Origin of the sequence: Atlantibacter sp. (assembly GCF_032062175.1) — a bacterium.
In the GTDB taxonomy this organism is placed as follows: Bacteria; Pseudomonadota; Gammaproteobacteria; order Enterobacterales; family Enterobacteriaceae; genus Atlantibacter.
Genome location: NZ_DAMBQK010000019.1, coordinates 46,135 through 58,822, shown reverse-complemented (window position 1 = coordinate 58,822; position 12,688 = coordinate 46,135). Strand labels below are relative to the sequence as shown.

General features: G+C 58.4%; 13 protein-coding genes. 11 read left to right on the top strand and 2 right to left on the bottom strand.

All coding sequences use genetic code 11. The features are described from left to right. The first annotated feature begins 207 nt into the window (after positions 1-207). Genes rhaB through rhaM form a run of 5 tightly spaced genes read left to right on the top strand, consistent with a single transcriptional unit; the run spans position 208 to position 5,281 of the window. A complete protein-coding gene (gene rhaB / locus RT120_RS16130) occupies positions 208-1,677 on the top strand; it encodes a rhamnulokinase (protein ID WP_312984164.1) in 1,470 nt (489 codons plus the stop codon). Continuing rightward, complete coding sequence (rhaA, locus tag RT120_RS16125; protein WP_312984163.1) at positions 1,674-2,933, top strand: L-rhamnose isomerase; 1,260 nt, start codon at positions 1,674-1,676, stop codon at positions 2,931-2,933. The genes rhaB and rhaA overlap by 4 nt, the downstream gene beginning before the upstream one ends. A gap of 51 nt (positions 2,934-2,984) precedes the next feature. Then, positions 2,985-3,809 carry a rhamnulose-1-phosphate aldolase gene (rhaD, locus tag RT120_RS16120; RefSeq protein ID WP_312984161.1) on the top strand — a complete coding sequence of 275 codons (825 nt, stop codon included), beginning with the start codon at positions 2,985-2,987 and terminating at the stop codon, positions 3,807-3,809. A 12-nt stretch (positions 3,810-3,821) separates the two neighbouring features. After that, positions 3,822-4,970 carry a lactaldehyde reductase gene (gene fucO, locus RT120_RS16115; protein WP_312984159.1) on the top strand — a complete coding sequence of 383 codons (1,149 nt, stop codon included), beginning with the start codon at positions 3,822-3,824 and terminating at the stop codon, positions 4,968-4,970. Further along, on the top strand, positions 4,967-5,281 hold the full coding sequence (rhaM, locus tag RT120_RS16110; RefSeq protein ID WP_312984157.1) for an L-rhamnose mutarotase: 315 nt from the start codon (positions 4,967-4,969) through the stop codon (positions 5,279-5,281). Before fucO ends, rhaM begins: the two co-directional genes overlap by 4 nt. A gap of 33 nt (positions 5,282-5,314) precedes the next feature. On the opposite strand, the gene RT120_RS16105 is transcribed toward rhaM, so the two are convergent. Continuing rightward, positions 5,315-5,863: an XRE family transcriptional regulator gene (locus RT120_RS16105; RefSeq protein WP_312984155.1), complete on the bottom strand. Its 549-nt coding sequence runs from the start codon at positions 5,861-5,863 to the stop codon at positions 5,315-5,317. 102 nt (positions 5,864-5,965) lie between these two features. On the opposite strand from RT120_RS16105, the gene RT120_RS16100 reads away from it, so the two are divergent. The 6 genes from RT120_RS16100 (at position 5,966) to RT120_RS16075 (ending at position 11,843) form a co-directional block, all read left to right on the top strand. Continuing rightward, positions 5,966-6,625 (top strand): AzlC family ABC transporter permease, encoded by a 660-nt coding sequence (locus tag RT120_RS16100; protein WP_312984153.1) that lies wholly within the window; start codon positions 5,966-5,968, stop codon positions 6,623-6,625. Then, entirely contained in the window at positions 6,625-6,948 is a 324-nt protein-coding gene (locus tag RT120_RS16095; protein ID WP_312984151.1) for an AzlD domain-containing protein, read from the top strand. Before RT120_RS16100 ends, RT120_RS16095 begins: the two co-directional genes overlap by 1 nt. 180 nt (positions 6,949-7,128) lie before the next feature. Next, positions 7,129-7,575: a PTS fructose transporter subunit IIA gene (locus RT120_RS16090; RefSeq protein ID WP_312984149.1), complete on the top strand. Its 447-nt coding sequence runs from the start codon at positions 7,129-7,131 to the stop codon at positions 7,573-7,575. Between the two features lie 14 nt (positions 7,576-7,589). Continuing rightward, positions 7,590-9,044: a PTS fructose-like transporter subunit IIBC gene (locus tag RT120_RS16085; protein ID WP_312984147.1), complete on the top strand. Its 1,455-nt coding sequence runs from the start codon at positions 7,590-7,592 to the stop codon at positions 9,042-9,044. Continuing rightward, the gene (locus RT120_RS16080; protein WP_312984145.1) at positions 9,034-10,095 is read left to right on the top strand and encodes an aminopeptidase; all 1,062 of its coding nucleotides are present in this window, start codon (positions 9,034-9,036) and stop codon (positions 10,093-10,095) included. The genes RT120_RS16085 and RT120_RS16080 overlap by 11 nt, the downstream gene beginning before the upstream one ends. A gap of 2 nt (positions 10,096-10,097) precedes the next feature. Further along, positions 10,098-11,843 carry a putative frv operon regulatory protein gene (locus RT120_RS16075; protein WP_312984143.1) on the top strand — a complete coding sequence of 582 codons (1,746 nt, stop codon included), beginning with the start codon at positions 10,098-10,100 and terminating at the stop codon, positions 11,841-11,843. Here RT120_RS16075 and fdhD read toward each other — a convergent pair. Next, entirely contained in the window at positions 11,833-12,663 is an 831-nt protein-coding gene (fdhD, locus tag RT120_RS16070; RefSeq protein WP_312984141.1) for a formate dehydrogenase accessory sulfurtransferase FdhD, read from the bottom strand. The genes RT120_RS16075 and fdhD overlap by 11 nt on opposite strands. Positions 12,664-12,688: the final 25 nt, after the last annotated feature.

The following is a 12,688-nucleotide window of genomic DNA, read 5'->3' as shown; positions in this document are numbered from 1 at the left end:
CAAATTGTGTTCGTTTTTTAAGAATCCGCAGGAAAGATCGGGAATTGCGGCAAGGCTCACAACCCGCCTGAAATGCAAACTGTGAGTTCACTCACGTTCACCTTTGGCTTCTTGCCAGTGCGGGTTTGACGTTGTCAGTGGCGAGAAGGTGACGCGCCAGGCTTCTTTTTAGACTGATGGGCAATGATTCAGATAAGGATTCCCATCATGTCTATTCGACATAGCGTTGCCGTTGATCTGGGTGCCTCAAGCGGTCGCGTGATGCTGGCGCGCTTCGACACGGCCAGCCGCGATCTGCAACTCACCGAGATCCACCGCTTCACCAACGCGCTGATCCGCGACGGGCAGTTTGATTGCTGGGACGTGGACGCGCTGGAAAGCGAAATTCGTTTCGGCCTGCAAAAAGCCTGCGAACAGGGCGTCGCTATCGACAGTATCGGTATTGATACCTGGGGCGTGGACGTCGTATTACTGGACGTGCAGGGCCAGCGCGTTGGCCCGGCGGTGGCCTATCGCGATAGCCGCACCGACGGCATTATGCAGCAGGCGTGCGAATCCCTGGGCCGTGACGAGATCTATCGCCGTACCGGTATCCAGTTTTTACCTTTTAACACGCTGTACCAACTGCGCGCGCTGACCCAACAGCAGCCAAACCTGGTGGATAGCGTGGCGCATGCCCTGCTGATCCCCGATTACCTGTGCTATCGCCTGACCGGGGTGATGAACTGGGAATACACCAACGCCACCACCACGCAACTGGTCAATATCAATACCGATAACTGGGACGATACGCTGCTGGAATGGGCGGGCGTACCGGCGCGCTGGTTCGGCAAACCGAGCCATCCGGGCAGCGTGGTCGGCCACTGGGTCTGCGCCCAGGGCAACCATATCCCGGTAGTGTCCGTCGCGACCCACGATACCGCCAGCGCGGTGATCGCCGCGCCGCTGGAAGGCAAAGACGCCGCGTATCTCTCATCCGGCACCTGGTCGTTGATGGGTTTTGAAAGCAAAACCCCCTACGCCCACGCCGATGCTCTGGCCGCCAATATCACCAATGAAGGCGGCGCGGAAGGCCGCTACCGGGTGTTGAAAAACATCATGGGGCTGTGGCTGCTCCAGCGCGTCACCAAAGAACACAACATCACCGATCTGTCTGCGCTGATTGAACGCGCCCGCCAGCTTCCGGCCTGCCGCTGCGTGATCAACCCAAATGACGATCGGTTTATCAATCCGCCCAACATGAGCCTGCAAATCCAGGCCGCCTGCCGGGAGAGCAATCAGCCCGTTCCGCAAACCGCGGCGGAGCTGGCGCGTACCATTTTTGACAGCCTGGCGCTGCTGTATGCCGATGTGCTGCACGAACTGGCGCGGCTGCGCGGCAAGCCGTTTACCCGCCTGCATATCGTCGGCGGCGGCAGCCAGAACCATTTTCTCAATCAACTGTGCGCTGACGCCTGCGGGCTGCCGGTTTCCGCCGGGCCCATCGAGGCCTCGACCCTCGGCAATATCGGCTGCCAACTGATGGCGCTGGATGAAATCTCTGACGTCGACGACTTCCGCCGGGTTATCCAGCAAACCAGCTCACTCACCACCTTTACGCCCAATCAACATAGCGAAATTGCCCGCGTTGCTGCGCAGTTTCAGCAAACCCATCAAACAAAGGAGCTTTGCGCATGACTACTTCTATTAATCAGGCATGGGAACTGGCTAAACAGCGTTTCGCCGCCGTTGGCGTCGATGCCGAACAGGCCCTGGCGGCCCTCGATCGTCTGCCGGTCTCCATGCACTGCTGGCAGGGCGATGACGTCGCCGGTTTTGAAAACCCGGAAGGCGGGCTGACCGGCGGCATCCAGGCCACCGGTAATTATCCGGGCAAAGCGCGTAACGCCAGCGAGCTGCGCGCCGATCTGGAACAGGCGATGAGCCTGATCCCTGGACCGAAACGCCTGAACCTGCACGCCATCTATCTGGAATCCGATACGCCCGTTGAGCGCAACGCCATCAAACCAGAACACTTCAAAAACTGGGTAGAATGGGCCAAAAAACAACAGGTTGGCCTCGATTTCAACCCGTCCTGCTTCTCGCATCCGCTGAGCGCTGACGGTTTTACCCTGTCACACGCTAACGATGAAATTCGCCAGTTCTGGATCGATCACTGCAAAGCCAGCCGCCGCATTTCCGCTTACTTTGGTGAGCAACTGGGAACGCCGTCGGTAATGAACATCTGGATCCCGGACGGCATGAAAGATATGCCGATTGACCGTCTTGGCCCCCGTCAGCGCCTGCTCGCCGCGCTGGATGAAGTTATCAGCGAGAAGTTCGATGATGCCCACCATATCGACGCCGTTGAAAGCAAACTGTTCGGGATTGGCGCAGAAAGCTACACCGTCGGCTCGAACGAGTTCTATATGGGCTACGCCGCCAGCCGCCAGACCGCGCTGTGCCTGGACGCGGGTCACTTCCATCCCACCGAAGTGATTTCCGACAAGATTTCCGCCGCCATGCTGTATGTGCCGCGCCTGCTGCTGCACGTCAGCCGTCCGGTGCGCTGGGACAGCGACCACGTGGTGCTGCTGGATGATGAAACCCAGGCCATCGCCAGCGAAATCATTCGCCATGACCTGTTTGACCGGGTGCATATCGGCCTCGATTTCTTTGACGCCTCGATTAACCGCATCGCGGCATGGGTTATCGGCACCCGCAACATGAAAAAAGCCCTGCTGCGCGCCCTGCTGGAGCCGACCGATCACCTGCGCAAGCTGGAGCTGAACGGTGATTACACTGGCCGTCTGGCGCTGCTGGAAGAGCAGAAATCCCTGCCATGGCAGGCCGTGTGGGAAATGTACTGCCAGCGCAACGATACCCCAGCGGGCAGCGAATGGCTGGAAAGCGTCCGCGCCTACGAAGAAAGCATTCTGCGCAAACGCGCGTAACGACTCAGGTTCACAGGGGCCACTGGCTGGCCCCGTAAAGGAAACAACACTATGCAGACTATTATTAATTCCTGGTTCGTTCAGGGCATGATCAAAGCCACCACCGACGCCTGGCTGAAAGGCTGGGACGAGCGCAACGGCGGCAACCTGACGCTGCGCCTGGATGAGGCGGATATCGCAGATTATCAGGCCGATTTCCATGCCAAACCGCGCTATATCGCCCTGAGCCAGCCGATGCCGCTGCTGGCGAACACGCCGTTTATCGTCACCGGCTCCGGTAAGTTCTTCCGCAACGTGCAACTGGCCCCGGCTGCCAACCTCGGTATCGTTAAAGTCGACAGCGACGGCGCGGGTTATCACATCCTGTGGGGCCTGGAAGACAGCGCGGTGCCGACCTCTGAACTCCCGGCGCACTTCCTGTCCCACTGCGAGCGCATTAAAGCCACCCAGGGCAAAGACCGCGTGATTATGCACTGTCACGCCACCAACCTGATTTCGCTGACCTATGTGCTGGAAAACCGCACCGACGTCATCACCCGCAAACTGTGGGAAGGCAGCACCGAGTGCCTGGTGGTGTTCCCGGACGGCGTGGGCATTCTGCCGTGGATGGTGCCGGGCACCGATGAAATCGGCCAGGCGACCGCGCACGAAATGGGTAAACATTCCCTGGTACTGTGGCCGTTCCACGGCGTATTCGGCAGCGGCCCGACGCTGGACGAAGCCTTCGGCCTGATTGATACCGCCGAGAAATCCGCCGAGATCCTGGTGAAAGTCATCTCTATGGGCGGCATGAAACAAACTATCTCTCGCGACGAACTGATCGCGCTGGGCAAACGCTTCGGCGTCACCCCGCTCGCCAGCGCGCTGGAACTGTAAAGGACAACAGCCATGAGCTTTTTATTAGCATTGCCGAAAATCAGCCTGCATGGCGCAGGTGCCATTGGCGATATGGTTAAACTGATCGCCGGGAAAAAATGGGGCAAAGCGCTGATCGTCACCGACGGTCAACTGGTGAAAATGGGCCTGCTGGATAGCCTGTTTACCGCGCTGGACGCCCATCAGCTTTCATACCAGCTATTCGATAAGGTGTTCCCTAACCCGACGGAAGCGCTGGTGCAGCAGGGTTTCGCCGCGTTTAACGAGGCGCAGTGCGATTATCTTATCGCCTTCGGTGGCGGCAGCCCGATTGATACTGCCAAAGCGGTGAAGATTTTAACCGCCAATCCGGGGCCCTCCACCGCTTACTCCGGCGTCGGCAAAGTCACCCATCCGGGCGTACCGCTGGTGGCGATTAACACCACCGCCGGTACAGCGGCGGAGATGACCAGCAACGCGGTGATCATCGACAGCGAACGCCAGGTGAAAGAGGTGATTATCGACCCGAATATCATCCCGGATATCGCCGTGGATGACGCCAGCGTGATGCTGGATATCCCGGCTGCTGTCACCGCTGCCACGGGTATGGACGCCCTGACCCACGCGGTAGAAGCCTATGTCTCGGTGGGCGCACATCCGCTGACCGACGCCAACGCGCTGGAAGCTATCCGCTTAATCAGCCAGTGGCTGCCGCAGGCGGTGGACAACGGTCACAACCTGCAAGCGCGCGAAATGATGGCATACGGGCAGTATCTGGCGGGAATGGCGTTTAACAGCGCCGGGCTTGGCCTGGTGCACGCGCTGGCGCATCAGCCGGGCGCGACCCATAACCTGCCGCACGGCGTCTGCAACGCGATCCTGCTGCCGGTCATTGAGAACTTTAACCGCCCGAACGCCGAGGCGCGTTTTGCACGTGTCGCCCAGGCGATGGGCGTGGATATCCACGGCTTAACCGACGAACAGGCCAGCCATAAGGCCATTGATGCGATTCGCGCGCTGTCTGCCCGCGTCGGCATTCCGTCGGGTTTCGCTGAACTGGGCGTGAGCAAAGCAGATATCGAAGGCTGGCTGGATAAAGCGCTGGCCGATCCGTGCGCGCCGTGCAATCCGCGTACCGCCACCCGTGACGAGGTGCGGGCGCTGTACCTGGAGGCGTTATGATCCGCAAAGCCTTTGTGATGCAGGTGAACCCCGATGCCCATAAAGAGTATCAACGCCGTCATTCGCCGATTTGGCCAGAGCTGGAGGCTGTTCTTAAGCAGCACGGTGCTCATCACTACGCTATTTATCTCGATGCACAGCGTAACCTGCTTTTTGCAACCGTAGAGATCGAGTCAGAAGCCCGCTGGAACGCGGTGGCGGAGACCGAGGTATGCCAACGCTGGTGGAAACATATGCGTGAAGTGATGCCAGCTAACCCGGATAACAGCCCGGTAAGCGAAGAACTAAAAGAAGTGTTTTACCTGGAGTGAGTCAATTAGCCCGGCAAAAAAAGCCGGGCTTTTTTAATTCTGTTCCGCCACCAGCAGGGCCTGGGTATCCGGCTCCAGCGCTTTAAAAATGTGCTGGCGATCGGCGGGATAGCAGATGTAATCCCCCTGGCCCAATTCTTCTGGCGCTTCCGTCAGCCCCACCATCGCACGCCCTTTGGTCACGATAATATGCTCCACCGACCCCGGCGGATGCGGCTGTGAAACGCGGTCGGCACCCGGCTGCGTCAGCAGCAGATACACGTCGCGTCGCGCCCCCGGCGGGCAGGCAGCCAGCAAAATTGCCTGATAGTTGGCTTCCCCGGCGATCACTTTCATCCCCTCGCCCCGGCGGATCACCTGCGTCGTCGGCAACTGCGGCTCCAGCAAACGGGCGAAAGGTATATCCAGCGCCACACACAGCGACCACAGTGTCTCCAGGCTGGGGTTGCCGTTACCGGACTCCAACTGTGACAGCGTGGATTTAGCAATCCCGGCGCGGCGGGCGATTTCCGCCAGCGAAAGCCCGGTGCGCTGGCGTTCCCGCACTAGACTTTTAGCAATAACGCTAATTGGCTGCGTCATAAAACGGCCTCATGTTCAATAAACCGAACGAATCGTTCATCTTGATAATCGGTTGTGAAGCGTTCATTATAATGGATAAACGTTCGATATGGCTAAAAAAGTATGAAACATCCCTTCTCTTCGCTCAAAGGCGACACCGTAAAAGCCATCCTGCTGGTTTGTCTGGCTGTTGGCGTCGTGGGCGTGTCCTACGGTTCGCTGGCGATGGCGTACGGCTTCCCGATTTGGGTGCCGTTTGTGTTGTCGGTATCGGTACTGGCGGGCGCGTCGGAATTTCTGTTTATCGGCATCGTCGCCAGCGGCGGTAACCCGCTCGCCGCTGCGGCTGCGGGCTTGTTAGTTAACGCCCGGCATATTCCGTTTGGCGTGACGGTGCGCGATCTGGTGGGCAAACGCGCCGCCAGCTATCTGGGCTGCCATATCATGAATGATGAAAGCGTGGTGTTTGGCCTGTCGCAACCCACTCCGGAGCAGCGCAAAGCCGCCTACTGGCTGTGCGGTCTCGGCGTGGCGATTATCTGGCCGCTGGGCGCGCTGCTTGGCGCGGGCGTCGGCAAACTGCTGCCCGCGCCGGAAACCATCGGCCTGGACGCGGTCTTCCCCGCCATCTTACTGGCGCTGGTGGTTCCGGCTTTTAAAAACCGCACCACGCTGATCCGCGCCTGTAGCGGAGCGGCGCTTTCCCTTGCCGCCGTGCCGTTTGCCCCCGTCGGGCTGCCGGTTTTGCTGTCGCTGTTTGGCTTACTGACGAGGAAGAAATAATGGAAAACATGACGCTGTTCATCGTTGGGATTGCAATGTTATCGGCAGGCACCTATCTGATGCGGCTCGGCGGTGCGAAGTTAGGTAGCCGATTGGCGCTGTCTGAACGCGCCCAGGCGCTGCTTTCCGACGCGGCAACGGTGTTGCTGTTCTCGGTCGCGCTGGCGACCACGTTTTATGAGGGCGAGCATTTCGCCGGGATGGCGCGGGTGCTCGGCGTGGCGTTTGCGGTGTTCCTCGCCTGGCGCAAGATGCCGTTAATCGTGGTAATTATCGCGGCGGCGGTGGTCACGGCGCTGCTGCGCCTGGCGGGTATCCACTAAAACCGCCGTGATTTTCTGAATTTCTCCTTTCCACGCCGTGTCGCGCTGTGGACGTGGCGTGGCGCACAAATTCGCATCTCAACTCATGGCAAAAATGTCGCCCGCCTCTGACATACGCGCTGTTATTTAACGCGCATCCGCCCCGTAAAATCATCAGGCATTATCACAGGGAGTGAAGCTATGCCATTAATTACCCTATCGGATATCAATCTCGATATCGAAGGCAACAGCGCCTATTCCATTTTAAAAGCGCTGGCCCGTCATGCTTATCAACAAGGCCACGTCAGCGATCAGAATCGCTTTTTGCAGACGCTGCTGCTGCGCGAAAAAATTCATTCCACCGGTTTCGGCGGCGGGGTGGCTGTACCGCACGGTAAAAGCGCCTGCGTGACGCGCCCGTTCATTCTGTTTGCCCGCAGCCGTACCCAACGCGTGGACTGGAAATCGATGGATGACCAACCCGCCAACTGCTGGATTTGTCTCGGCGTGCCTGAAAACGCCGATGCCGCCCAAGTCAGCCTCATCGGCACGCTGTGCCGAAAAATTATCCATCAGGATTTCACTGACCAGCTGAAAACCGGTAGCGAGCAGGAGATCGTCACGCTGCTTAACGCCACCCTTCAATAACTGCGAGACGCGATATGGAAAAGCCTATCAGGATTGTCGCCATCACCAATTGCCCGGCAGGGATTGCGCACACGTATATGGTGGCCGAAGCGCTGGAACAGAAAGCCCGCGCGTTAGGCCACGTGATTAAGGTGGAAACTCAGGGCTCCAGCGGTGTGGAAAACCGCCTCAGCGCGGAGGAAATCGACCAGGCCAATTACGTGATCCTGGCGACTGGACGTGGACTGACCCGCGAAGACCGCGCGCGCTTCGCCGGTAAACAGGTTTACGAAATCCCCATCTCGAAAGCGCTAAAGAATATCGACCAGATTTTTAACGGGTTAGCCACCGAATCCACCCAGATGGCGGCAGACAGCGCCGTGCGGCTCGGCAAGCAGGAGGTCGAAAGCGGCAGCATCATGAGCCACTTAATGGCGGGCGTCTCAGCGGCTTTGCCGTTTGTGATTGGCGGCGGTGTGCTGGTCGCTGTCGCCAATATGCTGATGCAACTGGGGATGCCGTATCAGGACATGAGCCAGGGCGCGCCGTCGTTCACCTGGATTATCGAGTCCATCGGCTATCTCGGGTTCAAATTTATGATCCCGATTATGGGCGCGTATATCGCCTGGTCGGTGAGCGATAAACCGGCGTTCGCGCCCGCGTTTTTGGTTTGCTACCTGGCGAACGACAAAGCGCTGCTCGGCACGCAATCCGGCGCAGGTTTTCTTGGCGCGGTGGTGCTGGGGCTGGCGATTGGCTACTTCGTGCGCTATTTCCGGCGGCTGAAGCTTGGTAAAGCGCTCCAGCCGCTGCTTGGCTCGCTGTTTATCCCGTTCATCACCCTGTTTGTATTTGGCGTGCTGACGTATTACGTGCTGGGCCCCTTTATGGGCGGCCTGATGGACGGGCTGTTGCACTTCCTGAACACCATCCCGCCGTCCATGAAGATGGGCGCGGCATTCCTGGTGGGTGCGATGCTGGCCTTTGATATGGGCGGCCCGATCAACAAAACCGCGTGGTTCTTTTGTTTTTCCCTGCTCGAGAAACACATTTATGACTGGTACGCCATTGTCGGCGTGGTGGCGCTAATGCCGCCTATGGCAGCCGGGATCGCGACCTTTATCGCGCCGAAACTGTTTACCCAGCAGGAGAAAGACGCCGCAGGCAGCGCCATTGTGGTCGGCGCAACGGTAGCGACCGAACCTGCAATTCCTTATGCCTTAGCCGCGCCGCTGCCGATGATCACCGCCAATACCCTGAGCGGCGGCATCACGGGCATGCTGGTGATCGCCTTTGGTATCAAACGCCTGGCACCGGGCCTTGGGGTTTTCGATCCGTTTATCGGACTGATGTCGCCCGTCGGGTCATTCTATCTGGTGCTGGCGACAGGCCTTGCACTCAATATTGGCCTGATTTTGCTGCTGAAAGGCGCATGGATGAAACACAAAGCCCGTAAACAGGCGATGCAGGAGCTGTCTCATGAACACTGAATTACTGGAAACACTTTGCCTGGCGACGGCGGTCAGCGGCGATGAACATGACGTCCGTCAGTTGCTGATTTCCCGGCTGGAAGGCATCAGCGATGAGATCGTCTTTGACGGCCTCGGCAGCGTCATCGCCCGTAAAGGCTCGCGCGGCCCGAAAATCGCCATCGTCGGGCATATGGACGAAGTGGGTTTTATCATTAAGCACATCAGCGCCGACGGCTTTATCCGCTTCGACACCATTGGCTCGTGGTGGAACCAGTCGATGTTGAATCATCAGGTGGCGATCCGCACCCGCAGCGGCGTTAACATTCCTGGCCTGATTGGCTCTATCGCCCCCCACGCGCTGAGCGAGAAGCAAAAGCAGCAACCCGTCGAACACGGCGAGATGTTTATCGATATTGGCGCAGCCAGCGCTGCCGAGGTCGCGGCGAGAGGCGTTGCGGTGGGCGATTTTATTAGCCCACAACCTAATTTCGCCCGTTGGGGCGATGATCGCATTGTGGCTAAAGCGCTGGATAACCGCGTGGGCTGCGCGCTGATGGTTGAACTGATGCAGCGCGTAAATAATCCTGAGATTACGCTGTTCGGTACTGGCACGGTGGAAGAAGAAGTGGGCCTGCGCGGTGCTCAAACCTCCGCCGAGACCAGTAAACCCGATATGGTGATCGTGCTGGATACCGCCGTGGCGGGCGATATTCCCGGCATCGACCCGGTGCATTTCCCGCTGAAGCTGGGCGCTGGGCCGGGGATCATGCTATTCGATAAGCGCTATTTCCCGAACCAGAAACTGGTGGCGGCGTACAAGGAGCATGCCGAAGCTGAATGGATGCCGTGGCAACTGTGCACCATGAAAACCGGCGCAACCGACGGCGGGCGCTACAACGTCATGGGCGGTGGACGACCGGTAATTTCGCTGTGCCTGCCGACGCGCTATCTGCACGCTAACAGCGCCATGATCTCTGTTCGGGACTATGACGCGCTGCTCACCACGCTTGCCCGGTGGTTGAATCAACTGGACAGCGAGCAAGTGGCTGCCTTTCGTGATTTCCGCTGACGATGCTGAACGCCCGCCAACTCGCTCTGCTGGATTTGCTTGAACAGCATAAGCAGCCGATGGCGCAGCTTGCCCGTGCGCTGGACGTTTCCGGGCGCACGGTGCTGCGGGATATCGACTACGTAAATTTCACCCTGAGCGGCGCGGCGGCCATTACTCAACCGGGTAATGGCGGCTACCAGCTGGAGATTTACGATCGGCATAACTACTTTCGCCTGCTCCAGCGTCATGATATTGATGACCAGATCCTGGCGCTGCTGCTGTTAAACACCTTCACGACGCGTGCGCAGCTGGCAGATGCGCTGACCATGCCGGAAAGCATCGTCAGCGATAAACTGCTGCGCCTGAAGCAGCGTTTCGGACGCACCGTTACGTTAGCCAGCCGCCCCAATGCTGGTCATTTTATTAACGAGCCGCAAGCAAAGCGGATTTTAATTCTGGCGAATCTGATAAAAAAAGATCCTGACATTTGCCAGCCTCAGGGCATCACGACGCGCCTGTATCAGACGCTGCGCGATACGCCGGACAGCCAAAATCCGTTCACCGTCATAAGCAACGATTACCAGGCCTCGGTGCTGTTGGCCGTCTATGCATTACGCAATGCGCTGACGCTATGCCCGCAAACGGAAATAGCGCCGTCGGTACGCGCCCGCTACGACGCGGCGGGGCTTTATCTGGGCGATAATGGCTTACGCCATGCCAGCGCGATTCTCCACGATCTGGCCCAATGTGCCGCGCGCGTAAACCGGAACTGGATTGAACGCGCCGTTAACAGCCTGATGAAGCAATACCGGCTGGAGCCTGCTGACGGGCAGCTTATTGATGATTTAACCGGGCATATCACCCGCTACGCGGCGTCCCCGGTCTGGCTAAGCGACAGCCGTCAGGGCAGCATGAATCACTTACGCGCTGCCTGGCCGGTGGCCTTCGATTTAAGCATTGGCTTCATTGCCAGCTTGCGCCAGCAGCTGGATATCACCCTGTTCGACAGCGATCTTATCGGCCTCTATTTCGCCTGCGCGCTGGAGCGCAACCCCGGCGAAAAACATGCGTTAATCCTGCTGTGCGAACAAAACGCCATCGCCACCATCAACAAAATGGCGATTGAACGGGAACTGCTGAATTGCCGGGTGATGATCGTTAATACATCCGCAGAACTTGTGGCGCTACGAATCGAGACCGACCCCGTGTTGGTGATTAACAACAGTTATTCGGTGATGGACTGCCACGGGCCGGACGTCCTGACCATCAAAAATATTATCGGCGCAGCGGGCATCAGCCTAATCAAAGAGCATCTCGAATCGGCGCTGATACGCCAGAAAATCAGCGCCTGGCTGCCCGCCGCGCACAGCTTTCACTACATCAATCAGCCCAGTGAAAACTGGTTTGAGATTGTCGGGTCGGTCTGTGAAAAGCTGACGGAACGCGGGCAGATCACCGCCGCCGATGCCGCACGGATACGCCAGCGTGAAACCGAAGGCGATAATCTGGTGATCAATCACGTGGCAGTGCCCCATAGCTGGAGCGAGAAGCAGCCACAGTTTCGCGGCTATCTGGTATTACTGGCGAATCCGGTGAAAGTGAATGATGAGAAGGTATTTCATCTGCTGGTGGCCTGCGTCAGCCCTTCCGCGCGTGAAGAGCTGAAGATTTTCAGTTATCTGGCCAGTATGCTGCAACGCCACGACACGCCAACTATCGCCAGCACCCGCAGTTACGAGGATTTTGTTGAGTTAATCAGGCGGTAATGACGCGTTGCGGATGGGTATACACCGTGGCCCGGCCCTGTTTAGCAAAGCCCACCAGCGTCAGATTGCAGCGCTGCGCCACCTCCACCGCCAGGGTGGTTGCGGCAGACACCGCAATCAGGATCTCAACCCCGCACAGCGCCGATTTCTGCACCATCTCATAGCTGGCGCGGCTGGAAACCAGCACCGCGCCATCGCGCCAGCCTTCGCGCGCGCGGCGGCCCATCAGCTTATCCAGCGCTACATGGCGGCCAATATCTTCATGCCCGCCGAGCATATCGCCCCGCGGGTTTAACCACGCCGCCGCATGGGTGCAACCGGTCATCTGGCCGATGGGCTGCACGCTGCGCAACTGGCTGACCACACTATCGAGGTTGTTGAGGTTGAAGGTCTGGGTAAACGGCAGCGGCGCAACCGGCCTGCCAATATCGTTAAGCTGCTCAACGCCGCAAACGCCGCAGCCGGTGCGGCCCGCCAGCGCGCGACGGCGCTCTTTCAGCCCCATAAAGCGGCGGCTGGACAGCTCGATTTGCACTTCGATGCCGTTGCAGCTGTTAACAATATCCATCCCGAAAATATCCTGGGGGGAGTCAATAATGCCTTCCGATAGTGAAAAGCCCAGCGCAAAAAGCGTCAGATCTTTCGGCGTCGCCATCATCACAACATGGGAAATGCCGTTGTACACCAGCGCAACGGGAACCTCTTCCGCCAGCCAGTCGCTTTTCGGGTGGGTGAGATCATCGTGCTTCCACAATTCACACTCGCGGACGCCGGTGAACCCGGTCACATTTTCAACACTATCAAGAAGATTGTTATTCACTTTTTGTTAACCGTATTGGAACACC